Annotated in this window: 19 protein-coding genes and 1 pseudogene; 14 read left to right on the top strand and 6 right to left on the bottom strand. The window is 64.9% G+C overall.

The features are described from left to right. Positions 1-66 precede the first annotated feature (66 nt). A complete protein-coding gene (locus AACP59_RS09085) occupies positions 67-1,398 on the top strand; it encodes a nicotinate phosphoribosyltransferase (RefSeq protein WP_297316601.1) in 1,332 nt (443 codons plus the stop codon). A 2-nt stretch (positions 1,399-1,400) separates the two neighbouring features. Then, positions 1,401-2,419: pseudogene (locus AACP59_RS09080) on the top strand (aldo/keto reductase). Positions 2,420-2,445: 26 nt separating this feature from the next. Here the strand turns inward: AACP59_RS09080 and AACP59_RS09075 are convergent. Further along, complete coding sequence (locus tag AACP59_RS09075) at positions 2,446-2,799, bottom strand: DUF3039 domain-containing protein (RefSeq protein ID WP_297316599.1); 354 nt, start codon at positions 2,797-2,799, stop codon at positions 2,446-2,448. 127 nt (positions 2,800-2,926) lie between these two features. On the opposite strand from AACP59_RS09075, the gene coaD reads away from it, so the two are divergent. The 8 genes from coaD to AACP59_RS09035 all read left to right on the top strand — a co-directional run bounded on the left by coaD (position 2,927) and on the right by AACP59_RS09035 (position 11,013). Continuing rightward, complete coding sequence (gene coaD, locus AACP59_RS09070; RefSeq protein WP_297316598.1) at positions 2,927-3,427, top strand: pantetheine-phosphate adenylyltransferase; 501 nt, start codon at positions 2,927-2,929, stop codon at positions 3,425-3,427. Positions 3,428-3,563: 136 nt separating this feature from the next. After that, positions 3,564-4,172, top strand: coding sequence for a cell division protein (locus AACP59_RS09065; RefSeq protein ID WP_339350714.1), 609 nt, complete (start codon positions 3,564-3,566; stop codon positions 4,170-4,172). A gap of 63 nt (positions 4,173-4,235) precedes the next feature. After that, entirely contained in the window at positions 4,236-4,832 is a 597-nt protein-coding gene (locus tag AACP59_RS09060; protein ID WP_297316597.1) for a YceD family protein, read from the top strand. A 103-nt stretch (positions 4,833-4,935) separates the two neighbouring features. Further along, a complete protein-coding gene (gene rpmF, locus AACP59_RS09055) occupies positions 4,936-5,130 on the top strand; it encodes a 50S ribosomal protein L32 (protein ID WP_297316596.1) in 195 nt (64 codons plus the stop codon). A gap of 231 nt (positions 5,131-5,361) precedes the next feature. Beyond that, positions 5,362-6,084, top strand: a complete 723-nt coding sequence (gene rnc, locus AACP59_RS09050) for a ribonuclease III (RefSeq protein ID WP_297316628.1) — start codon at positions 5,362-5,364, stop codon at positions 6,082-6,084. 214 nt (positions 6,085-6,298) lie between these two features. Next, on the top strand, positions 6,299-8,239 hold the full coding sequence (locus AACP59_RS09045) for an acetolactate synthase large subunit (protein WP_297316595.1): 1,941 nt from the start codon (positions 6,299-6,301) through the stop codon (positions 8,237-8,239). A gap of 16 nt (positions 8,240-8,255) precedes the next feature. After that, positions 8,256-8,810, top strand: a complete 555-nt coding sequence (ilvN, locus tag AACP59_RS09040; RefSeq protein ID WP_297316594.1) for an acetolactate synthase small subunit — start codon at positions 8,256-8,258, stop codon at positions 8,808-8,810. Between the two features lie 112 nt (positions 8,811-8,922). After that, the gene (locus tag AACP59_RS09035) at positions 8,923-11,013 is read left to right on the top strand and encodes an ABC-F family ATP-binding cassette domain-containing protein (RefSeq protein WP_339350611.1); all 2,091 of its coding nucleotides are present in this window, start codon (positions 8,923-8,925) and stop codon (positions 11,011-11,013) included. Positions 11,014-11,137: 124 nt separating this feature from the next. On the opposite strand, the gene AACP59_RS09030 is transcribed toward AACP59_RS09035, so the two are convergent. Next, the gene (locus tag AACP59_RS09030; RefSeq protein WP_297316592.1) at positions 11,138-11,863 is read right to left on the bottom strand and encodes a type 1 glutamine amidotransferase; all 726 of its coding nucleotides are present in this window, start codon (positions 11,861-11,863) and stop codon (positions 11,138-11,140) included. A gap of 159 nt (positions 11,864-12,022) precedes the next feature. On the opposite strand from AACP59_RS09030, the gene cysS reads away from it, so the two are divergent. Both cysS and AACP59_RS09020 read left to right on the top strand, forming a co-directional pair. Beyond that, on the top strand, positions 12,023-13,633 hold the full coding sequence (cysS, locus tag AACP59_RS09025) for a cysteine--tRNA ligase (RefSeq protein WP_339350610.1): 1,611 nt from the start codon (positions 12,023-12,025) through the stop codon (positions 13,631-13,633). A gap of 4 nt (positions 13,634-13,637) precedes the next feature. Further along, a complete protein-coding gene (locus AACP59_RS09020; protein WP_339350608.1) occupies positions 13,638-14,681 on the top strand; it encodes a LacI family DNA-binding transcriptional regulator in 1,044 nt (347 codons plus the stop codon). Positions 14,682-14,773: 92 nt separating this feature from the next. Here AACP59_RS09020 and AACP59_RS09015 read toward each other — a convergent pair whose 3' ends face one another. The 4 genes from AACP59_RS09015 to AACP59_RS09000 form a co-directional block, all read right to left on the bottom strand. Next, positions 14,774-15,904: a glycoside hydrolase family 172 protein gene (locus tag AACP59_RS09015; RefSeq protein ID WP_339350606.1), complete on the bottom strand. Its 1,131-nt coding sequence runs from the start codon at positions 15,902-15,904 to the stop codon at positions 14,774-14,776. A gap of 89 nt (positions 15,905-15,993) precedes the next feature. Beyond that, complete coding sequence (locus AACP59_RS09010; RefSeq protein WP_297316588.1) at positions 15,994-16,875, bottom strand: carbohydrate ABC transporter permease; 882 nt, start codon at positions 16,873-16,875, stop codon at positions 15,994-15,996. A 20-nt stretch (positions 16,876-16,895) separates the two neighbouring features. After that, positions 16,896-17,834: a carbohydrate ABC transporter permease gene (locus AACP59_RS09005; protein ID WP_297316587.1), complete on the bottom strand. Its 939-nt coding sequence runs from the start codon at positions 17,832-17,834 to the stop codon at positions 16,896-16,898. A 67-nt stretch (positions 17,835-17,901) separates the two neighbouring features. Continuing rightward, positions 17,902-19,209, bottom strand: a complete 1,308-nt coding sequence (locus AACP59_RS09000; protein WP_297316586.1) for an ABC transporter substrate-binding protein — start codon at positions 19,207-19,209, stop codon at positions 17,902-17,904. Between the two features lie 416 nt (positions 19,210-19,625). On the opposite strand from AACP59_RS09000, the gene ffh reads away from it, so the two are divergent. Both ffh and AACP59_RS08990 read left to right on the top strand, forming a co-directional pair. Beyond that, positions 19,626-21,239 (top strand): signal recognition particle protein, encoded by a 1,614-nt coding sequence (gene ffh / locus AACP59_RS08995; RefSeq protein WP_339350603.1) that lies wholly within the window; start codon positions 19,626-19,628, stop codon positions 21,237-21,239. 23 nt (positions 21,240-21,262) lie between these two features. Further along, positions 21,263-22,291 (top strand): endonuclease/exonuclease/phosphatase family protein, encoded by a 1,029-nt coding sequence (locus tag AACP59_RS08990; protein WP_339350601.1) that lies wholly within the window; start codon positions 21,263-21,265, stop codon positions 22,289-22,291. Positions 22,292-22,870: the final 579 nt, after the last annotated feature.

Raw genomic sequence — 22,870 nt, 5'->3', positions numbered from 1 at the left:
TCGGGTGCGGATTGGACTAGACTGTGGGGAAACACGGCAAGCACAGGAACTGCAAGCGAGGTTGACATGAACGAAACCGACCGGACTTCCACCGCCCTGATGACCGACATGTACGAGTACACGATGCTGGACGCCGCCCTCCAGGACGGCACTGCCGGGCGCCGGTCCGTCTTCGAGGTCTATACCCGTCACCTCCCCGCGGGGCGGCGCTACGGGGTGGTGGCCGGGACCGGCAGGATCCTGGATGCCATCGAGCGCTTCCACCCCACCGAGGATGAGCTGCGTTTCCTTTCGGACAGGAAGATCGTCAGCCCGGCGACCATACAGTGGCTGGAGCACTTCCAATTCACCGGCACCATTCGGGGCTACAGGGAGGGTGAGGTCTTCTTCCCCAACTCCCCCGTCCTCCAGGTGGAGGGCGGATTCGGCGAGTGCACCCTCCTGGAGACCGTCATCCTTTCCATCCTCAACTACGACTCTGCCGTGGCCTCGGCCGCCTCGCGCATGGTTTCGGCGGCCAAGGGAAGGCCCTGCATGGACATGGGCGCCCGGAGGGCCAACGAGTACGCTGCCGTGGCCGCCGCCAGGGCCGCCATGGTGGGCGGATTCCAGGGCACGTCCAACCTCCTGGCCGCCCAGCGCTACGGGTTCAAGGCCATCGGCACCGCAGCCCACTCCTTCACCCTCCTGCACGACACGGAACGCGATGCCTTTGTGGCCCAGATCAATGCCCTGGGCAGGAACACCACCCTCCTGACCGACACCTACTCCATCGACGAGGCGGTCAAGACGGCCGTGGAGGTGGCCGGGCCCGACCTGGGCGGGGTCAGGATCGACTCGGGCGACCTGGGCTCCCTGGCACAGCGTGTCAGGCACCAGTTGGATGCCCTAGGGGCCACCAAGGCCACGATCACCGTCACCAACGACCTGGACGAATACGCCATCGCCTCCCTCCAGACGGCCCCCGTCGACTCCTACGGGGTGGGCACCATGCTGGTCACCGGGTCGGGGGCGCCGACCTGCGCCATGGTCTACAAGCTGACCGAACGGGAGAATTCGGCCGGGACCATGCAGGCCGTGGCCAAGAAGTCCGTCGGCAAGGCATCGGTGCCGGGGCGGAAGCTCGCCTACCGGTCCTACGAGTACAACCTGGCCAGTGCCGAGCACGTCATATCCGGGGCGGAGCAGTCCCTGGACGGATTCAGGCCCGAACAGGACTGGCGGGACCTCCTGGTCACCTATGTGGACCACGGCTGCATCAACCGGGAATACCAGGGAGGGCAGGCCGTGCTGGAGGCCAGGGACCACCGTGCCAGGACCCTGGACGAACTGCCCATCGGGGCGCTCAGCCTGATGCGGGGCGAACCGATCATCCCCACCATCGTAGAAACGATATAAAAGTGAGCACCGTACCCCACCAGAACGGCTCATACACCCCTGCGCCCGACCGCTACGAGACCACGACCTACCGGCACTGCGGATCCAGCGGCCTCATGCTGCCTCCCATATCGCTGGGGTTCTGGCACAACTTCGGGGACCAGACCCCCTTCGAGCGGATGCGGGAACTCTGCTTCACGGCCTTCGACCACGGTATCACCCACTTCGACCTGGCCAACAACTACGGGCCCGAGCCCGGAGCCGCCGAGCGCAACGCCGGCAGGATCCTGTCCAGGTACTTCGCCCACCACCGCCAGGAACTGGTCATCTCGACCAAGGCGGGCTACACCATGTGTCCGGACCTTATGGGGACCTCGGGTCACGCAAGTACCTCCTGTCCAGCCTGGACCAGAGCCTGGAGCGCCTGGGGCTGGACTACGTGGACATCTTCTACCATCACCGTCCGGACCCGGACACCCCCCTGGACGAGACCATGGGGGCCCTGGCACAGGCCGTATCCAGCGGCAAGGCCCTCTACGTGGGACTATCGAACTACGACGGCCCCACCCTGAGGAAGGCGAGCGAAATCCTGGACGAACTCCACGTTCCCTTCATCATCAACCAGAACCGGTATTCCATATTCGACCGGACCATCGAATCCAACGGACTCAAGCAGGCCTCCCGGAAGCTGGGCAAGGGCATCATCACCTTCAGCCCCCTGGCCCAGGGGCTCCTGACCGACCGCTACCTGCACGGCATTCCCGAAGACAGCAGGATCAGGGCCGACGGGCGCTTCCTCAAGGAGTCGGCCCTGACCCCAAGGCGTCTGGGTCAGATCAAGGAGCTGAACGACCTGGCCGGTCAACGCGGGCAGACCCTGGCCGAGATGGCCCTGGCCTGGCTCCTGCGGGACCCGGACGTGACCACCGTCCTGATCGGAGCCTCCAAGCCGGGGCAGATCCTGGACAACCTCAAGGCGAGCGCCAATACGGACTTCAGCCAGGAGGAGCTGGACCGGATCGACCTGATCTCCAAGGGCTGACCGTCCCGGCGGACGGGCGGGAAGGGCTACTTCTTGCCGCCCATCATTTCCTCGTAGATACGTCGGCAGTCCGGGCAGACGGGGTACTGGGAGGGGTCGTGCTTGGGCACCCAGACCTTGCCGCAGAGGGCCACGACCGGCCTGCCGGTCAACTTGGACTCGGCGATGCGCTCCTTGGACACGTAATGGGCGAACCTGTCGGCATCCCCCTGGTCGCTGCGCCGGGTCTCCTCCCGGGTCTCGGTCTCGGGCCTGTCCAGGACGGCCGTACCGGCACCCTGGTCCGGATCGGAGAGGGGCGAGACCGGGTCCTGGTCCAGGACGGGTTCCGGACCATGCAGGGGCGAAGCGGGGCGCAAGGGAGTCTCAAAAGCAGTCATACCACCATGATAACCGCTCCCGGGGCCCTGACGATACGGTCCATCCCCGGGCTGAGAGCAATCGAACCCGTCCGCAGGGGGCACCGTGGATCCCGCTGGTTCCAGCCAAGGGGCTAATCTGGTTGACATGACAATAGCTGTATGCCCCGGATCATACGATCCAGTGACTTCAGGGCACCTGGATGTGATTGAACGTTGCGCATCCTTCTTCGACACCGTCCACGTAGTCGTGGCCGTCAATTCCGTCAAGACCCCCCTGTTCGGCGAACAGGAACGGGTGGAGATGATCCGTCAGGCCCTGGACGAGGACGGGTACCCGCAGATCACGGTGTCCTCGACCACGGGCCTGATCACGGACTACTGCCTTCAGGTCGGCGCCTCGGTCATCGTCAAGGGCCTGCGACAGAACGGGGATTACGAGGCCGAGCTGGGCATGGCCCTGGTCAACCGCAAGCTGGCCGATGTGGAGACCCTCTTTTTGCCCGCTGATCCGCTGCGTGAACACATATCCAGCACCATCGTCAAGGATGTTGCCAGGCATGGCGGCAACATCACGGGCATGGTACCCAACAGTGTAGTGAAGAAACTGACCACCATACTACAGACGGAAAGAGCCGACAATGGTTGAGGAGACAGACAGGCGGGGAAGCGACGGGGACATCTCCGACCAGACGAACAAGGCATTCCGCTTCGGGGGAGGGGACCCGGACGGACCAGGAGAACAGACCGAACCGAGCACCCCGGCCATCGACGATTCCACCCGGATGAGCCAGCCCAGACAGGGCCTGAACATGGATGACCTGCCCGATCTGCGCGAGGCGACCTCCAATGAGCCCCGGGCGGAATTCACCACCGTCTACGACATCATCGACCGGGTCCAGACCATGCTGGACGAGGCCAAGGCCCCCCTGCTCAGCCCGGGCATGGTCAAGGTGGACAGGGAGAAGCTCGACGGTGACCTTGACGAACTCAAAAAGATGCTCCCCGTCCAGCTGGAACGCGCCTCCGCCCTGATGCGGGAGGCCGAACGCCGGCTGGACTCCGCCCAGACCGAGGCCAACGCCACCATATCGGCGGCCCAGAGCCGTTCTGCCGAAATCGTCAAGGAGGCAGGCGAGCAGGCCCGATTCCTGGCCGGTCAGGAGAACGTGGTGGCCATGGCCCAGCAGAAGGCCCAGGCCATCATCGACCAGGCCCAGGCCCAGGCCGACAAGCTGACCCAGGGGGCCAACGGGTACGCCGCCCAGGTCATGCAGGAGCTGGGCACCCAGCTGGACAGGGTCGGCCAGGATGTACGGGCCGGGATGGAGGTTCTCCATGAGCGTGAGCAGGAGGCTGCGCGTACCATGAGCGGGAACTCCAACCAGCAATAGGGCATACGGGCCCGGACCGGAGGTGGCACCGGGCAGGACCGCATCGTGCGAAAGGAAGCAGGGATGAGCAGACCGGAGGATTCGTCCTGGGCCGTTTCCGTGGCCCAGGTGGCGGCCAGGGCCGGGCGCAGCAAGCATGTCGACCAGGACTTCCCCGCCCCGAGCGGCATCGGTGACCAGGTGGTCGGCATCAGGGAGGGCGACCCGGTGCAGGTCACCGGGTCCTTCGAGTCCATGGTTGACGGACTGATCTTCACCGCCCACATCAGCGCCCCCCTTCGGGCCGAGTGCACCAGGTGCCTCAAGCCCATCGAGCGGGACATCGGGGTGGACCCCGTGGTCTTCTTCCCCTACGAGACCCCCGAGCCTGAACAGACCACCGGCAAGGCCGAAATCATCGCCGGTGAGGAGGAGGGCGGCGACACCTATCCTCTGGCCGAGGGCGGGGCCTTCGCCGACCTGGAGGCCCTCCTGCGCGACAACCTGGCCGAGGCCCTCCCCCTCCAGCCCCTGTGCAGGCCCGATTGCCGGGGACTCTGCCCCCAGTGCGGAATCGACCTGAACGAGCACCCTGACCACCATCATGTGGTGCTGGACGACCGTTGGGATGCCCTGAAAGGCCTCAAGGCCAAGCTGGAGGGCCAGGAAAAGGGAGAATGATCCCCGGCAGCCACCTCAGGATCGGCCCGGTGTGACAAAGACCTGGGGTTGCGGTAAACTGCTCTACGCTTAAGCCCGAGACTCGATCGAAACAGAGGATAACATGGCACTGCCAAAGTACAAGACCTCGCGCGCCAACACGCATTCGCGCCGCGCCAACTGGAAGACCAAGGCCGCCACCACGGTGGCCTGCCCCAACTGCGGGGCCCCCACGCTGCCCCACATGGCATGCCCGAGCTGCGGCATGTACCGCGGCCGCATGTACCGAGACGCCATCCGACCGCAGTTCAGCAAGTGAGCGTGCGTTCGCAAGATCGTTGAGGGAACCCCTGCCATCGACGGGTGGCAGGGGTTCCCTGCATAATGGGAGCCATCAGAGAGGTCGGGATCGGAATCGCATGACCGGAAAGGCAGTGTCGTGAGCAGGGATACGGGCAGGGAGACGAAGACGGGCACGGACGCGGAGGCGGAGTACACCCGGAACCACACGGTCGGGGCGCCCGATCAGGAGAACGACCAGGAGAGCGACCTGCCCGCCAGGGAACTCTTCAGGGCCCTGCGGGCGGAGCTCACCCCCGAACTGCTCGTCCACGCCCTGACCCATCGTTCCTTCGCCCACGAGCACCCCGGCATACCCAACAACGAACGTCTGGAGTTCCTGGGCGATGCCGTCCTGGAACTGGTGGCCACCGAGACCCTCTACAGGGCCCACCCCGACCAGAGCGAAGGCCAGCTGGCCAAGATGCGGGCCAAGGCAGTCTCCGAGGAATCCCTCTCGGCCATAGCCCGAACCAAACTCCACCTGGGCCCCTACATCCTCCTGGGGCGCGGCGAGGCCGAGAACGGCGGGGCCGACAAGGACTCCATCCTCTGCGACACGGTCGAATCCCTGATCGGGTCCGTCTTCGTGGAGCACGGGATCGACGGGGCCCGTGTCACCGTCCACGCCCTCCTCGACGACACCCTGGAGGAGGTGGCCACCGAGGGTCCCGCCCTGGACTGGAAGACCTCCATCACCGTCAAGGCCCACGGGCTGGGCCTGGGCGAACCCCACTACGCCATGGCCGTCTCCGGGCCCGAGTACGCCCAGGTCTTCACTGCCAGGCTGAGCCTGGACGGCAGCGACACCGTCATCGGCACCGCCGAGGCCAGCAGCAAGCGCAAGGCCCAGCTGGCCGCTGCCGCCCAGGGGTGGAAGGCCCTGGACGACCCGGCGGTCCTGGCCTCCCTGAAGGGCGGGGAAGCCAGGTAGGGACCGGCATTCCGCCATTCGGTACCTGATTGGGACCGGGCCACACCTCTGCATAGACTGTGAGGAACAACCGGGCCTGCGCCACGAGCAGCAGGGACCCCCGGTCCTGATCGGGACTCGTTTTGGCCGAACCTGAGCCCCTGACCCGATAGGTACCACGTTAGGGACGCACGACCGGCATGTCGTCGCGCAGTCGAGAGGTTGAGAGGAAAACATGAGTCTGCCGACACCTCTGCAAGCGTTCAGCTCAGTCCCCAAGGATGAGGGCCCGGACCAGGCGGGAACCACCCCCGAGGGGGAGGCGATGACCGGGGCGCAGGCCCTGATCCGTTCACTTGAGGATCTGGGGGTCAGGGATGTCTTCGGGGTTCCGGGAGGCGCCATCCTCCCCACCTATGATGCCATCGATGATTCGGTCAGGTTCAGGTTCACCCTGGTCCGCCATGAGCAGGCGGCCGGCCACGCGGCCGAGGGGTATGCGGTCTCCACCGGCCGGGTGGGGGTCTGCCTGGTCACCTCCGGCCCCGGGGCCACCAATATGGTCACCCCCATCGCCGATGCCATGATGGACTCCGTGCCCATGGTCGTGGTCACCGGCCAGGTGGGCGTGGCCGCCATCGGCACCGACGCCTTCCAGGAGGCCGACATCGTCGGCATCACCTACCCGGTGGCCAAGCACTCCTACCTGGTCACCAAAGCCCAGGACATCCCCCGGGTCATGACCGAGGCCTATCACATAGCCCAGTCCGGCAGGCCCGGCCCGGTCGTGGTCGACCTGACCAAGACCGCCCAGAACGAGCGGATGGTCTATTCCTGGCCCCAGGAGATGATCCTGCCCGGATACAACCCCGTCACCAGGGCACATGGGCATGTGCTCACCGATGCGGCCCGGCTCTTCGCCCAGTCGCACAGGCCCGTACTCTACCTCGGCGGTGGGGCCATGCGCTCCAACGCCCGGCAGCAGGTGGAAAGGCTGATCCAGGTCACCGGCGCCCCGGTGGTCACCACCCTGCCCGCCAGGGGGATCATCCCCGACTCCGACCGGGCCGTGCTGGGCATGCCCGGCATGCACGGGACCGTGGCCGCCAACGGGGCCATCCAGCACTCCGACCTCCTGGTCGCCATCGGGGCCCGGTTCGACGACCGGGTGACCGGCAGTCTGGATGACTTCGCCCCAGTGGCCAGGGTGATCCACATCGACATCGACCCGGCCGAGATCGGGAAGAACCGCCAGGCGGACGTCCCGATCGTGGGCGACGTAAGCCAGGTCCTGGACGACCTGGTCCCCGCCATCGAGGAGGCCCAGAGGACCTGGGGCCGACCCGACCTGAAGCCCTGGTGGAACCTGGTGGAATCCTGGCGGCAGGACTACCCCACCACCTGGGAGGAGACCCCCGACGGGTCCCTGGCCCCCCAGTGGGTGGTCAGGACCCTGAGCAACAAGGCCGACCCGGCAACGATCTGGGTGTCGGGCGTAGGCCAGCACCAGATGTGGGCAAGCCAGTTCATCGACTTCGAACGGACCAGGTCCTGGGTGTCCTCATCCGGCCTGGGCACCATGGGCTACGGCCTGCCCGCCGCCATCGGTGCCTCCATCGGCACCCAGGACGATGAGGCGCCCCGCCCCGTCTGGCTGATCGACGGGGACGGGTCCTTCCAGATGACCTCGGAGGAACTGGCCACGGCAGGCCAGATGGGGCTGCCCATCAGGATCGCCATCCTCAACAACTCCGTCTATGGCATGGTCCGCCAGTGGCAGACCCTCTTCTACGGGAGCCACTATTCCCAGACCAACCTCCACGACGGGGACGCCAGAGAGCCCGGCAGGACCGAGATTCCCGACTTCGTCAAGCTTGCCGAGGCCTACGGGTGCCTGGGTCTGCGCGCCTTCACCAAGGAGGAGGCCCAGGAGGCCATCGACAGGGCCAATCAGGTCAACGACCGACCGGTCCTGATCGACTTCCGCGTCTGGAAGGATGCCATGGTCTGGCCCATGGTGCCGGCCGGGGCCTCCAATGACACGATCATCTACAAGCCGGGAGTCCAACCCCTGGCCGGCATCAGGCCGGAGCAGGAGGAGCAGGAGCCCCAGGAGCGGACCGGGGCCGACCGGGCCGCCATGGCCAACGATGCCGCCGGCCACATGAAGAAGTAGGGAAAGGGGACAAATCATGGCTAATTATCCAGCATCCAAGCCCGGTTCCGAGCGTCACACCCTTTCCGTCCTGGTCGAGAACCGGCCCGGCGTCCTGGCCAGGGTGGCGGGCCTCTTCGCCCGGCGCGCCTTCAACATCAACTCCCTCTCGGTCTCCTCGACCGAGCGGGACGACATTTCGCGCATCACGGTCACGGCCGACGTGGAGGCCGTTCCCCTGGAACAGATCATCAAGCAGCTCAACAAGCTCCTTCACGTGCTGAAGATCGTCGAGCTGAGCGACGAGGAGGCCGTGGAGCGCGAGCTGGTCCTGATCAAGGTCAAGGCCAACGAGCACAACCGGTCCGACGTCCTGGAGATCGTCAACCTCTTCCGGGTGAGGGTGGTCGACGTCCACCCCGAGTCCCTGACCATCGAGGCCACCGGGGCCGAGGGCAAGCTCGAGGCCCTGCTGCGCCTCCTCAAGCCCTTCGGCATCATCGAACTGGTCCGGTCGGGTGCCGTGGCCGTGACCCGTGGACCCAAGGCCCTGAGCGAAAAGGTCCTGGGCTCCCGGATCACCGGCCGGTGACAGGACCGGCTGCCCGGAACGGATCCGACAACGGGCCGGGAGACCGACCAGGGCCGAGCCACCGGGAAACCCCTGAGCCATCCATCCAAGGCTGGCGGTAGATTGGGGCATCATGCCCATCTATGATCTCGGTCTGGAACACGTCGCCCTATCCTTCGCCACCAAAACCATCTTCACGGATGTGACCCAGGGCATCTTCGAAGGTGACCGGATCGGCATCGTGGGGCGGAACGGTGACGGGAAGTCCACCCTCCTCCACCTGTTGAACGGCACCCAGGAACCAGACCGGGGACGGGTGACCATGCGCAACGGCCTGACCCTCGGCCTGCTGGACCAGCGCGACCCACTGGGAGACGAGGACACGGTCCGCAAGGCGGCCCTGGAGGACCGCCAGGACTACGAGTGGGCCGCCGACCCCAAGTCACGCGAAATCGTCGAATCACTTCTGGGCGGCATGGAGCTGGAGGCCAGGGTGGGCACCCTCTCCGGCGGCCAGCGCCGCAGGGTGGACCTGGCACGGCTCCTCCTCAGGGACTGGGACATCCTGGCCCTGGACGAGCCCACCAACCACCTGGACATGGTCACCATCCACTGGCTGGCCGAGCACCTGAAGAACCGGTGGGCCAGGAACTCCGGCGCCCTCCTCCTGGTCACCCACGACCGATGGTTCCTTGACGAGGTCTGCTCCTCCATGTGGGAGGTCCACGACGGGACCATCGATCCCTTCGAGGGCGGATACAGCGCCTACATGCTCCAGAGGGTGGAACGCGAGCGCCAGGCCGACCTGGCCGAGACCAAGCGCCACAACCTGGCCCGGAAGGAGCTGGCCTGGCTGACCCGCGGGGCCCGGGCCCGGGCCACCAAGCAGAAGTTCCACGTCAAGGCCGCCCGTGAGCTGATCGCCGACGTGCCCCCCATGCGCAACAGCCTGGAGCTGAAGCGGATGGCCACCTCCCGCCTGGGCAAGCAGGTGGTCGACCTGATCGACGTGACCAAGATCTACCCGGCCGGGGACCCCTCCCAAGCGACCGATGGACTGACGGACACGGGTGCCTCCACCGGCGGCGACGGGGATGGGCGGCCCGGCGACCCCGCCGACCAGCCTGATGTGACCAGGCAGGCCCATGGCAGGGGCGGCCAGATCGACACCGTCCCCTCCCCCTTCGCTGAGAGGCCCCTTATGGGCTCGGTCACCATCGCCGAGGATCCTGACGATTCCGACCCGGATGAAACGGTTGCGGCCCGGACCAGGACGGTCAGCGGCCATATGGTCCTGGATGACGTGACCTGGCTTATCGGACCTGGCGACCGGTTCGGCATCGTCGGCGCCAACGGGGCCGGCAAGTCGACCCTCCTGGGGCTGATCGACGGGCGGATCGACCCCACGGCCGGCCATGTCAAGGTCGGCAAGACGGTCAAGTTCGCTGTTCTGACCCAGCGCCTGGATGAGCTGGAGAAGCTGGGCAAGTACCGGATCAAGGAGGTGCTGAGCCGCTACAGGCCCTCCTACGTCGTCGACGGGAAGGAGGTCACCCCAGGTCAGCTCATGGAGCGCCTGGGCTTCGAAAGCGCCCAGCTGATGACGCGTATCCAGGACCTCTCCGGGGGCCAGAAGCGACGCATGCAGCTCCTCCTGATCCTCCTGGACGAGCCCAACGTCCTGATCATGGACGAGCCGGGCAACGACCTGGACACCGACATGCTGGCCGTCATGGAGGACCTGCTGGACTCCTGGCCGGGGACCCTGATCGTGGTCTCCCACGACCGCTACCTCCTCGAACGGGTGACCGACCAGCAGTTCGCCCTGACGGGCGGCAAGGTGGTCCACCTGCCCGGCGGGGTCCAGGACTACCTGGACATGGTCGAGACGGGCAAGCTCCGGACGGAGGACGACAACCAGGCCGGTCAGGGCGACCGACCCCGGAAGGGGGCCGGCGGAAACGAACCGGGTGGCCGCCCCGACCCCGCCCAGGCCAAGGCCGACCGGATAGCCAAGCGGAACCTGGCCAAGCAGGCGGCCGCCATCGAACGCAGGCTGGCCAAGCTGGCGGATCAGCGCAAGCGGATCGAGGCGGAGATGGCCGGACACGACCCCAGCGACTATGAAGGGCTGAACGACCTGAACGCCAAGCTCAAGGACCTGACCGGCCAATCCGACGAGTTGGAGGAGGAGTGGCTGACCATCGGGGAGGAACTGGAGTAGCCACCCAGGCCCCCGATCGGGCAGGATCCCAAGCGGGCCATACCCGAAATGGCCGATCCTCGAAGGCCCATAGCCGGCACATCCAACCCCGAACGGACAGGGACCGCCCTGACGACGACTGATCTCAGACGGTCTCCAGGGCGGCCGCATTGGTCTGGCACCTGGCGGCGAAGGCCGAGAAGATCGAATCGGCCAGGGGCTGCATCTGCGGCAGTCCACGCTGGAAGTCCTCCCGCATCTGGTCTATCTGCGACTTCTTGAACCCCTTGGTCATCTGGGGGACCTGCATCCACTCGTCAAAGAGCGGCGCCGTCACCTCCAGGTGGAACTGCAGTCCCAGCCCGGACCCGAACCTGAAGGCCTGTACCTTGGTGTACCGGGAGCGGGCCAGGAGCGTGGCCTTCGGCGGCAGGGTGACCTGATCACCATGCCAGTGAAGCACGTCGGTGCGCTTGTTCCACATGGATATGTCATCGTCATCCCCCACCCAGCGGATGGGGGCCATGCCATACTCCGGCTGTTCGGTTTTGACCAGGCTGCCCCCCAGGGCCCTGGCCATGATCTGATGCCCCAGACAGATGCCCAGAACGGGCTTGTCGGCACCGACCGCGGCCTTGACCAGTTTGGTCTCCGCCTTGAGTCCGGGATGGTGGTTGAAGTCGTCGGCCGACATGGGCCCGCCCATGATGACCACACCTGCAAGCTCCTTGAAGTGGGGCAGTTCGGGTTGCTTCTCATCCACGATGTTGAGAATCCTGGTCTCCAGTCCGCAATCCTGCAGATTTTCCAGGATGCGACCCGGCCGTTCCCATTCCACATGCTGCAGTACAAGCACACTTGGTTTAGCCATGGTCCCATTCTTGCACATCCACATGTCGGGCGGTCGCAGCCGTGCGACCACCAGGGTGACGGGAGGTCGCGGGCCGACCGGAACCGCAGCTTCGGCGGGGCGTGCCGAGGGTGATTCAGCAGGCGAAGCCGGTCAACAAGACTTGGTAGGCTCGGGCGTATGGACAAGAGCTCTCATCCGCAAAACGACAAGCATTCCGTCAGCCTTGCGGCCGCCGATCTGCGTCTCTACGACACGGCCACCCACCGGGTGACCCCCTTCCGCCCGATCGAGGAGGGCAGGGTCGGCATCTACGTCTGTGGGGCCACGGTCCAGTCGTCACCCCACATCGGTCATATCCGCACCACCCTGGCCTTCGACCTGATCCGGCGCTGGCTGATGCGCCTGGGCTACCGGGTGACCCTGGTGCGCAACGTGACCGATATCGACGACAAGATCCTTGACAAGGCGGCGGCCGCAGGTCAGCGCTGGTGGGAGCGGGCGTACATCTACGAGCGCGAGTTCAGCAAGGCCTACGATGCCCTTGGTGCCCTTCCCCCCACCTACGAACCCCGGGCCACGGGCCACATCACCGACATGATCGACCTGATCCAGCGCATCATCGACCGGGGCCACGCCTACGTGGTACCCGACACCCAGGGGAACCCCTCGGGCAATGTCTACTTCGACGTTCCCTCCTGGCCCGACTACGGGGAGCTGACCCACCAGCAGACCGGCACCCAGGCGGCCGATGAGCAGGCCGCCATCGCCGACCGGATGGGTCCCAGCGTGGATGCCCAGGCCAGCGGACGGAACGACCCATACAACCCCGCCGACCCGACCGAGGCGGGCAAGCGCGACCCTCGCGACTTCGCCCTCTGGAAGGCCCCCAAACCTACGGACCCACCCACAGCCAGGTGGAAGACCCCCTTCGGCACGGGTAGGCCGGGCTGGCACCTGGAGTGCTCGGCCATGAGCCACCGCTACCTGGGTGCCGATTTCGACATTCACGGGGGCGGTCTGGACCTGCGTTTCCCCCACCATGAAAACGAGATGGCCCAGTCCCATGCCGCCGGCTGGGGTTTCGCCCACCGTTGGATGCACACCGCCTGGGTGACCCAGAAGGGCGAGAAGATGAGCAAGTCCCTGGGCAATGGACTTCTGGTGGATCAGGTTCTGTCACGGTACCCGGCCTGGGTGGTCCGCTACGCCCTGATCACGGTCCAGTACCGCTCCATGCTGGAGTGGTCGGACCAGACCCTCCACGAGGCGCAGGGAGCCTACGAGCGGATCACCAACTTCATCCAGCGCGCCGGTCAGGTCTGCGGCGGCCAGCCGGAACGGGACATGGTCGTCCACCTGGACGCCGACCACCTGCCCGTCGGATTCGTCCAGGCCATGAACGACGACGTGAACGTCTCCGGCGGGTTGGCCGCCATTTTCGCCACCATCCGGGAAACCAACGCCGTACTGGACTCTCTCGAGTCCGCAGCCGAGGGTTCCTCCCCCGAGTCCCGGGCCATGGCCCGGGACTCGCTCCTCCACGTCAGAGCCATGTTGGATGTGCTCGGGCTGGATCCACTGGACCCGCAATGGACCATGCCATCGGGGCAGGATGACCGTGCTGCCGAAACCCTTGAGACCCTGGTCGAGGCCCAGCTCAGGGACAGGGAGGAAGCCCGCCGAGCCAAGGACTTCGTCCGGGCCGACGGCATCAGGGCGAATCTGGAACAGGCCGGAGTGACCATAGCCGATACGGCGACCGGCAGCACCTGGACGATCAACAGGTAGACACATGTCGGATATCCGGGACGTAGCCAGGAAGGCCGGGGTATCGGTCAGCACGGTCTCCTATGCCTTCTCCGGCAAGCGTCCCATCTCCTCCAAGACCTACCGGAGGATCATGGAGGCCGTCGAGGAGCTGGACTATGCACCCGATGCCGGTGCACGGATGCTGAGAGCCAAAAGGAAGAACATCGTGGCCCTGAGCGCCCCTCTGCGCCAGCGGCAGGACCGGACCTCCTACTCGGACTACTTCATCGAAATGGCCAGCAGCGAGCACGCCCGAGGCTACGATTCGCTGCTCTTGACCGCGGAAAACGGGGTGGAGGATATCCGTAGGGTCACGCGGAGCAACCTGGCCGACGGGGTCATTCTGATGGATATCGTCCACGACGACATACGGGCCGACCAGGCCGCCACCTACGGTCGGCCCTGCGTGGCCCTGGGGCTGCCGATTCACCACGAGACCCTGGCCTGTGTGGACCTGGACTTCGAACTGATGGGACGGATGGCCGTCGAAGCCATGTATCGGGCCGGTAGGAGACATGTGCTTTTTCTTCAGGATCTGAAGAGCGAGTACCGGCGTGGATCCGGTTTCCGTCTGATTCTCTCCCGTTCGCTCAGAGCCTGGTGCCACCGGTACGGCATGGACCTGCGCGAGGAACCGGGCCCGACAGGCGGGGATCTCCAATACACCCTGGGAGTTCTGCAGATCATGACTCGGAACCATGTGGACGCAGTGATCGGCGAGATTCCTCCCTCCCTCCTGGATACGGTGGTCACCCGGATGCGCGACAAGGGCCTTTCCATACCGGAGGATGTCTCCATCCTCTCCTGCGCGGCCGGCAAGGCCAGCACGGCCCTGGACAGACAGGGCATATCCGAGATGCCCCTGACTCCCGATACCCTCTGCACCACGGCAAGTGACCTTCTGACCCATGCCATAGAGGGAGGCGACTCGATTGCGGGCAGAGTCATACTCCAGAAGCCCAAGCTCATTGACAGGGGTTCGGTCATGCCCCGGCCGACCCGAACCCTTTCCTTCGGGGCCGCCTGAACCGTCGGACAGACACGGAAGGCCCCGACCCTCCCGCCGGGTGCGGGACCGGGCCGAAGCCTGGCTGCCCTGAGCCACCGGAACGATGCCCGTCAGCGAGGGCGCCGATCGCGTTCCGTGGTCTTCAACACCTCCGCCGGGAAGGACAGGTGGGGTTCGATCTGGTACCAATAGGCCACGCTCGCCAGGTCGTCCTGCCGCTCGAAGAGCCCCTGCTCATCCACTCCGATCTGTTGAAGGGTCACCTTGATGGACTCCTGGAAAACGATCGGATCGGGGATGTGCCACCGGTAAAAGCCCCGTGTGACGGGGGTGTCCGTGTCCCAGTATTCGGATTCCCTATCGTGCAACGAGCGGGAGCGGAAGGGGAAGCCCATGAAGGTCCCGGTGTAGGTCTGCTCGACGGTGGCGCCATCGGGGTCATGCCCGGCAAAGCTCCAGGCCCCGCCGAAGTAGTCCTCGCTGCCTGTGGAGCACCAGGTCGGATAATCCTGGTCACCGTCGATGTACATCTTGACCTCGCCCTCTCCCCACCACCGGCTTTCGAGGGCCGTCAGGGCCAGGTAGGTCCCCGCATAGGTGCCCGCCCCCCTGACCCCGTCCAGGATCACATAGTCCCGGGCCAGGTCGGTGACCCGCTGCCGGCGCCACTGGGCGTGGAAGGTCATCACGTCATCAGGCAGATCATCCTTTTCGGCGTAGTCGATCTGATAGAAGAAGGCCTCGACAGGTTCATGGTGCTCGTTGCGCAGGACGATACGGGCGCCTGAGTGGAAGGGCATGGGGAAGTAGCAGTTGAATCCCCGCCTGGGGTAGACGGCCATGGGCAGTGATTCGATCCTGCAGGCCTGGGCGTGCCCGCAGCAGAAGAAGTCCCCCAGGGGAGCACAGACCGAGGGGGACTCCTCCCCGTCCCAGTAGCACTCCAGAATCAGATTGCGCAAAAGGTTGGGGCCCGTGGGTGAGGTGGATTCGGCCACGGTCATCCAGATGTGGCGAATCACTCCGGCCCCTTGCAGATCGGCCAGGACGACCTCCTGACCGGGCTGGATGTCCCTGAGACAGGGCGTTCCCTTTCGGGAGGGACCCAGGTGACTGGCCGACATGGCCGCTTTGCCCTTCCCTCCCCTCGGGTTCTCGGCGTTGACACACCGGGTTCGGTCCGGGGACCGCATGGTGAGTGCATCCAGTCCGTAAGCCTGCTGTACCGTGGTCACGCCCATGATGATAGGTGCCTTTCCTGCTGTTGTACGCTTCTTTGTCGATTTATTCGCCACCCGCGTCCCGGTTCGGGTCGCGGGTGATCCATGGTTCACTTTACCGAGCCCGCCACGATGCCTTGGGAGAGCTTCCTCTGGAAGAAGATGAAGAAGATGATCGTCGGGATGATGCTGAGCAGGGAAGCCGAGGCCAGATCCGTCGCGGCCATGGTGTGCTGCCCCTGCATGGTGGCCAGGGCCAGGGGGATGGTCTGCGTCTTGTCGCTCATCAGGAAGGCCATGGGGATCATGTACTCGTTCCAGGTCCAGATGAAGAAGAAGACGAAGAGGACGCTGATCGTCGACCAGGACACGGGCAGAACGATCCTGCGCAGGATCTGCCAGCGCGTGGCGCCGTCCACGGTGGCCGCCTCGAGGATGGCCTGGGGGAAGGTCCCGTAGACCGCGGAGAGCAGATAGGTGCCGTAGGCGCTCTGAATGATCATGAAAATGATGATGATGGCCCATTGGGTGTTGTACAGCCCGACCCCCTTGAACATGACGTAAAGGGGGTAGAGCAGGGCCTCCTGGGGCACCATGTTGGCCAACATGATGAAGAGGAGAATGATGGTGTTGCCCTTGACCCTGCCGATACCCAGGGCGAAGGAGTTGAGCACGGAGAGGAAGACCCCCACCACCGACACGACCAGTGAAATGAACAGGGAATTGGCGAACTTCATCGGGAAGTCCGTCTTGTTCCAGAAGGAGACGACGCCATCCATGCTGAAGTGGGCGGGGATTGACAGGGGCCCGGTCATGTTGTAGTCGGCCGTGGTCTTGAAGGCATTCAGGGTGAGAATCAGGAGGGGGAAGAGCATGATCAGGGCTCCCAGTATGAGGGCCACCAGACCGGCCCAATCCCCCCAGGACCTGATGTGGCGCGGACGCCCGCCGATCGCTGCCCGTGGTTCGCTTGCGGATGCGTGATTATTCATGATGTGCTTCCTTGCGTTTCTCAGGCGATGTTTTTCTCGACACGCTTCTGCACGATGGTGAAGACGATGGAGAAGATGATGATGACCACCGTCAGCGCCGTGGATATGGCGGCGCCGTAACCGACTTGCTGAAGCTGGAAGAACTGGTTGTATGAGTAGTAGGAGGGCACCATGGTGCTGTTCTCGGGCCCGCCCTTGGTCAGAAGATAGACCGGTGCAAAGGTCTTCAATGCTCCGATGGTTGAGGTCAGTATGACCACCATCAGCTCGGGGATGATGGAAGGCAGGGTGACCACGCGGAATTTCTGCCACCAGCTGGCACCGTCAAGGCTGGCCGCCTCGTACAGTTCGGGATCGACCCGTTGCAGGCCGGACATGAAGATGACGATCGGGTATCCCAGCTGGATCCAGATCAGAATAACCATGAGGATGGGCAGGGCGGTGCCCGGCGAACCCAGCCAGTTGTGCTGGAGGGAGCCCAGTCCGATCTTGGTCAGAAGATCGTTGACCGCGCCATCCTCGGGACGGAAGATCCAGCCCATGATGATGGAGGCCACGGCCACGGGCAGGACCTGTGGCAGGTAGTAGAGGGCTCGCAGGGTTGATGAGGTGCGGGCTCCGAATCTCTTCTGGATCACATCGGTCAGGGCTGATGAAATCAGCAGACCCAGGATGGTGGGTATGATCACGATGGCCACGATGATCCACAGGGAATGGCTGAAGGATGCCCAGAAGGTGGAATCCCGAATCAGGTGGTTCCAGTTCTTCAGACCGACCCAACGGGTTGGTCCCACACCCCGCCAACGGGTGAAGCTCAGATAGAAGTTCCAGAGGATGGGGACGATGACGATGGCGATGATGCCGATCAGCCCCGGTATGAGATAGGGAACGAATCGCGAGGGTTTGCTCCCGGGTATGCGCGAGGCGGTCCGTCCACCTTTGGATTGCTTGTCAGACATGATCTACTCTCCTCGATGTCCGGCCGGCTCCTCCGATCGGATGGGGCCGGCCGCCGACGGTGATTGCTCAATCATTCAGTCCAAGCTGCGACACGCCGTCGTCGTAGTTCTTGTGAATGGTCTTGAGGACCTGAGCCGGGTCTTTGGTGCCGTTGACCAGACCCTGAAGTGCTGCGGGCATGGCATCGGTCAGGTTGGGGGCCGGGTAGTCGGGGTAGTAGCTCATCCTGTTGGCGGCTGCCGCCTTGGTGTACTCGTCCACCAGATCCCGGCTCTTGGGATTGGTGATGGCCTTGGTGTCCGCGGCCACCGGGACGCCTCCCTCGTTGCCGATGTAGTTCTGGACCTCCTTCGACAGGACGACATCGATGTACTGCGCTGCCAGGTCCTTGCGCTTGGACTTCTCAGGGATGACCAGGAGGTTTCCTGCGCAGCCCTCGACCTTCCTGGCATCGGGGAAGATGGCGGCGGTCCAGTCGAAGCCCTTGATCTGGTCCATGAAGCGGGACTGGTTCCAGGTACCCGTCTGGTAGATCGGATAGTCGCCCTTGATGAAGGCCGTGGTGGTGTCCTCCGCCTTCATGCCGGTGGCGTTCCTGGAGATGTATCCCTTGTCGACCCAGTCCTTGATGGTGTTGGTCGCGAAGGTAAGGGGCTCGCTGTTCCAGTCGACCTTGTGCTTGTAGAGCTGCCAGTCATCGATGAACGCCGTATCGGCCTTGGTCATGGCCAGCTGCCACCAGAGCCAGAGGACGCCATACTCCTGGGCATCGGCAGCGATGGGGGTCACCCCGTTGTCCTTGAATTTTTGCAGCGCGGCGGTGAACTCGTCGAAACTGGTGGGGATGGCGATACCGTACTTGTCGAAGAGGTTCTTGTTGTAATAGACCCTCTGCATCTCAGCGTATGAGGAGATACCGTACCATGTATCGCCATCCATGACCCCGCGGTCATCGTACTTACCCACAGCGGCCGCCTGACCCTTGACCTTCCTGTCCCAGCCGTACTTCTCTACATAGGGCTTCAGGTCAGTCAGGAGCTTTTCGCTGGAAAGCACGCCGGCTGAGCCGTTGCCTCGGTTGGACTCCATCACGTCAGGAGCTTCGTCGGAATTCAGGAACTGGCTGCCGTTCTGGGCGATCTGGGTGAAGGACTTGACCTCGAAGTCCACCTTGACACCGGTCTTTTTGGTAAAGATGTCGGCGGCCTTGAGCCATCCCTTGGCCTGCCCGCTGCTGGGCTCCTCATAGTACCAGATCTTGATGCTGGAGGGATGTTCCTCCTGTGCCGTATTCGAATTCGATCCGCATGCCACCAGGGGAACGACCGACATGGCCAGGGCCAGGGCCGCACCGAGACTCTTTGTGATCTTCATGGTATGGTTCCTTTTCCTCGTTGAAACTACTGCTTCTGCAGTTCTGTTAATCGAAATGTTTCGACGATGGCGCTTCGCCACCGCTTGGTAAATACCCGACCGCATGCTGCCTTGCACCGGCTGGTAGAGCGCCCTCTCCTTTCCCCGTTATCGGATCACCGCCCGTGCGGACATCTGCAACCGATGCCCGCCCGGGCAATCCCTATCATCCTCATCGACACCATTCGATATCGCCGAACTCCTCAATCGAATCGTTTCGATTCAGTATATAAGCAAACCACGACCTTGTCAACCCTCCCCATACGCCGTACAGGAGGGCCGGGAGCGGATGACGGAATCCGCACCCGGACCGCTTATGACGAACCGTCGCACCCCCCTGTCCGAATCTCCCGGTCAGCAGCTAGACTGGGGTGATTATGGCAGCTTTTTCATCTTTGACCGACCGGCTCTCACAGGCCTTCACCCACCTTCGTTCCAAGGGCAGACTGACCGAGGCGGACATCGACGGGACCATCCGCGAGATCCGCCGTGCCCTGCTGGACGCCGACGTCTCCCTGGACGTAGTGCGTGCCTTCACGGCCCGCATCCGTGAACGGGCCCTGGGCGAGGAGGTCTCCAAGGCCCTGAACCCGGCCCAGCAGGTGGTCTCCATCGTCTATGAGGAGCTGACTGGGATCCTGGGCTCCGGGGTGGACCGCCCCCTCAACTTCGCCAAGAACCCACCCACGGTCATCATGCTTGCCGGCCTCCAGGGCGCCGGCAAGACCACCCTGGCCGGGAAGCTGGGCTACTGGCTCAAGGATGCCGGCCACACCCCCCTCCTGGTGGCGGCCGACCTGCAGCGCCCCAACGCGGTGACCCAGCTCCAGGTGGTGGGCGAGCGGGCCGGGGTGCCCGTCTACGCACCCGAACCGGGCGTGCAGACCGAGACCCCCGACCGGGTCTCCGCCGGACTGACCGGCGGAGACCCGGTCAAGGTGGCCCGCGATTCGGTCCGTCTGGCCCAGGACAAGCTCTACGATGTGGTCATCATCGACACGGCGGGCCGTCTGGGCGTGGACGAGGAGCTGATGGAGCAGGCCCGAAATATCCGCGACGCCGTCAACCCCGACGAGATCCTCTTCGTCATCGACGCCATGATCGGCCAGGATGCGGTCACCACGGCCGAGGCCTTCGACAAGGGCGTGGACTTCAGCGGCGTGGTCCTCTCCAAGCTGGATGGCGACGCCCGTGGCGGTGCCGCCCTCTCCGTGGCCTCGGTGACCGGCAAGCCCATCCTCTTCGCCTCCAACGGCGAGGGGCTGAAGGACTTCGAGGTCTTCCACCCCGACAGGATGGCATCGCGCATCCTCGACATGGGCGACATCCTGACCCTGATCGAGCAGGCCCAGCGCGAATTCGACGAGGAGGAGGCCCGTAAGGCCGCCGGGAAGATGTCGGAGGGCAGCTTCGGCCTGGACGACTTCCTGGAGCAGCTCCAGCAGGTGCGCAAGCTGGGCTCCTTCAAGAGCATCCTGGGCATGATTCCCGGCATGGCCCAGCACCGCAAGGAGCTGGAGCAGTTCGACGAGAAGGAGGTCGACCGCACCCAGGCCATCATCCAGTCCATGACACCGGAGGAGCGGCGCAACCCCAAGATCATCGACGGGTCGCGCAGGGCCCGCATCGCCTACGGCGCCGGCACCACGGTCTCGTCCGTCAACGGCCTCCTGCAACGATTCGAGCAGGCCGCCAAGATGATGAAGCGGATGACCAACGGCACACGCTCCATGCCCGGCATGGGCGGAGCAGGCATGGGAGGCAAGGGCAAGGCAGGCAAGAAGGGCAAGAAGAAGGGGTCACGGTCCGGCAACCCCATGAAGCGCGAGGCCGAGGAGAAGGCCCTGCGCGAGCGGCTGTCGGGCAAGGGCAAGTCCTCCGGCGGCTCAGCCTTCACCAAGCAACCCCAGGCCCCGCAGATGCCCGAGGGGATACCCGACCTGCCCCCCAACCTGGGCGGCGGACTGGGCGGTCTCTTCGGCGGCAACTGACCCTTCGGCAGGAGGCCCCATCCATGAACACCATGCTCTGGATCTTCCTGGGACTCACAGCCCTGTGGATGGCCCTGCGCTACCTTCCCGCCGGAGCCGACCGGCACCGCCCCCTGGTGGAGCTGATCGCCCTGATCGACTTCCTTTCGGCCCCCCTCCTGGCGCTTCTGGTCTGGGCCATACTGATCCAGGCATGGCCGCAGACCGCCCTGGCCCTGGTCGAATTGACCCTGGTCTGCGTATGGCGCCTGCAGTACCGCCTGCGCATCCCCTCCCCCGCCGACCCGGTCTCCGAACCGGGCGACAAGGCGGCCCCGGGTGCATCCCTGACGGTCATGACCCTGAACTGCCGTTATGGCAAGGCCGACCCGCAATCCATCATGGACCAGATCCGGGCCCATCAGGTTGACCTGCTGGCCCTGCAGGAGGTCAACTCCTCCTTGTTGGCGGGTCTGCGCAAGGTCGGCCTCAAGGCCACCCTGCCCTACCTGGTGGAAGGCCCCCGAACCGATACGGACAACGGGGGGCGCAACGCCCTCCTCTCACGCACCGAGCCCATGCAATCACAGCCCGCGGGCTTAAATCTGGAAGCCTCGGCCGTTCCCCTGATGGTGGTGAAGTCCGAGGCCGGAACGGTGCGCCTGGCCTCGGTCCACCCCCGGTCGCCCCAACGCGGAGCCCGGCAATGGGGACTGGGCATCGAACGACTGGCCCTGCTCAACAGGCCACGACGATTATCGCCCGCAGGGTCCCCACCGGAGGCCGGGGCGGGACAGGAACCATCCTTCACCATGGTCCTGGGCGACTGCAACGCCAACCTTCACCACCCCACCTTCCGCGCCATGCTGGCTGCCGGCGGTCTGCGAGACGCCTCCCTCTCCCTGGGCATGGGGCTCCATCCGACCTTCCCCTACCGCCAAGTGGGGCTCCCCCCCATGATCGAGATCGACCACATCCTGATCAGCCGGGGCATCAGGGTGGAGTCCATGCGCACCATAGGCGTTCCCGGCACCGACCACTGCGGACTGGTTGCCCGTCTGCACCTGGCCTGACTCTCTTCTCACGCAGGTGCTCCGGCCTTCTCCTGCTGGCCGGAGCACCTGCGTGGGTGGGGAATTTTTCTGCCTGGTGGGTGTGTGCTGTGGTTGTGTGGTATAGTAACTGCTGATGGGCTTGGGGTCCGTCGCGTGTACCGGGTGCCGGGGGAAGGCGCTGTGGCGCACGTCGGGTTGTTTTCCCGCCGGTTTGGGACGGTGGGATGAGTTTGGGGAAATGGGGTCCGCACCTTGCACCGCTTCGCACACTCGCCACGACTCGCTCTGGCCGTCATGCTCATGGCCGCCATGATCCTGCCCGCGGCAATCCACGCCCCGGCCGCCGCCGACGCGGCACCCACGGCCGCGGCCACACCCTCGAATGGCACAGGGGGGGGGGGGTCGATCCCCCCGCATAGCTGACAGGCAACAGACCCGGCCCGCCACACCAGCCGCCACACCCACACCCGCACCAACCACATCACCATCCGACGGGACACCGGCCGGACCGGCCGCCCCATCCCTGTCCGTCCCCTCACCGTTGGGCGGGGGACCAGACAGCCCCCTGGCATCCGTCTCCCCCCTGCATCCCGCCAC

Source organism: Bifidobacterium indicum (assembly GCF_036987015.1).
Classification (GTDB): domain Bacteria; phylum Actinomycetota; class Actinomycetes; order Actinomycetales; family Bifidobacteriaceae; genus Bombiscardovia; species Bombiscardovia indica.
The sequence above is the reverse complement of the archived record's forward strand: the minus strand, read 5'-3'. Positions and strand labels throughout refer to the sequence as shown.

Bases quoted from the DNA above. Each gene is read 5' to 3' on its own strand.
- AACP59_RS09045 (WP_297316595.1), top strand. From the start codon at position 6,299: ATGAGTCTGCCGACACCTCTGCAAGCGTTCAGCTCAGTCCCCAAGGAT.
- ffh (WP_339350603.1), top strand. From the start codon at position 19,626: ATGGCAGCTTTTTCATCTTTGACCGACCGGCTCTCACAGGCCTTCACC.
- AACP59_RS09075 (WP_297316599.1), bottom strand. From the start codon at position 2,799: ATGACTGCTTTTGAGACTCCCTTGCGCCCCGCTTCGCCCCTGCATGGT.
- AACP59_RS09000 (WP_297316586.1), bottom strand. From the start codon at position 19,209: ATGAAGATCACAAAGAGTCTCGGTGCGGCCCTGGCCCTGGCCATGTCG.
- AACP59_RS09065 (WP_339350714.1), top strand. From the start codon at position 3,564: ATGAGCCAGCCCAGACAGGGCCTGAACATGGATGACCTGCCCGATCTG.
- AACP59_RS09085 (WP_297316601.1), top strand. From the start codon at position 67: ATGAACGAAACCGACCGGACTTCCACCGCCCTGATGACCGACATGTAC.
- coaD (WP_297316598.1), top strand. From the start codon at position 2,927: ATGACAATAGCTGTATGCCCCGGATCATACGATCCAGTGACTTCAGGG.
- cysS (WP_339350610.1), top strand. From the start codon at position 12,023: ATGGACAAGAGCTCTCATCCGCAAAACGACAAGCATTCCGTCAGCCTT.
- AACP59_RS09015 (WP_339350606.1), bottom strand. From the start codon at position 15,904: ATGGGCGTGACCACGGTACAGCAGGCTTACGGACTGGATGCACTCACC.
- AACP59_RS09060 (WP_297316597.1), top strand. From the start codon at position 4,236: ATGAGCAGACCGGAGGATTCGTCCTGGGCCGTTTCCGTGGCCCAGGTG.
- rpmF (WP_297316596.1), top strand. From the start codon at position 4,936: ATGGCACTGCCAAAGTACAAGACCTCGCGCGCCAACACGCATTCGCGC.
- AACP59_RS09010 (WP_297316588.1), bottom strand. From the start codon at position 16,875: ATGAATAATCACGCATCCGCAAGCGAACCACGGGCAGCGATCGGCGGG.
- AACP59_RS09030 (WP_297316592.1), bottom strand. From the start codon at position 11,863: ATGGCTAAACCAAGTGTGCTTGTACTGCAGCATGTGGAATGGGAACGG.
- ilvN (WP_297316594.1), top strand. From the start codon at position 8,256: ATGGCTAATTATCCAGCATCCAAGCCCGGTTCCGAGCGTCACACCCTT.
- AACP59_RS09035 (WP_339350611.1), top strand. From the start codon at position 8,923: ATGCCCATCTATGATCTCGGTCTGGAACACGTCGCCCTATCCTTCGCC.
- AACP59_RS09020 (WP_339350608.1), top strand. From the start codon at position 13,638: ATGTCGGATATCCGGGACGTAGCCAGGAAGGCCGGGGTATCGGTCAGC.
- AACP59_RS08990 (WP_339350601.1), top strand. From the start codon at position 21,263: ATGAACACCATGCTCTGGATCTTCCTGGGACTCACAGCCCTGTGGATG.
- AACP59_RS09005 (WP_297316587.1), bottom strand. From the start codon at position 17,834: ATGTCTGACAAGCAATCCAAAGGTGGACGGACCGCCTCGCGCATACCC.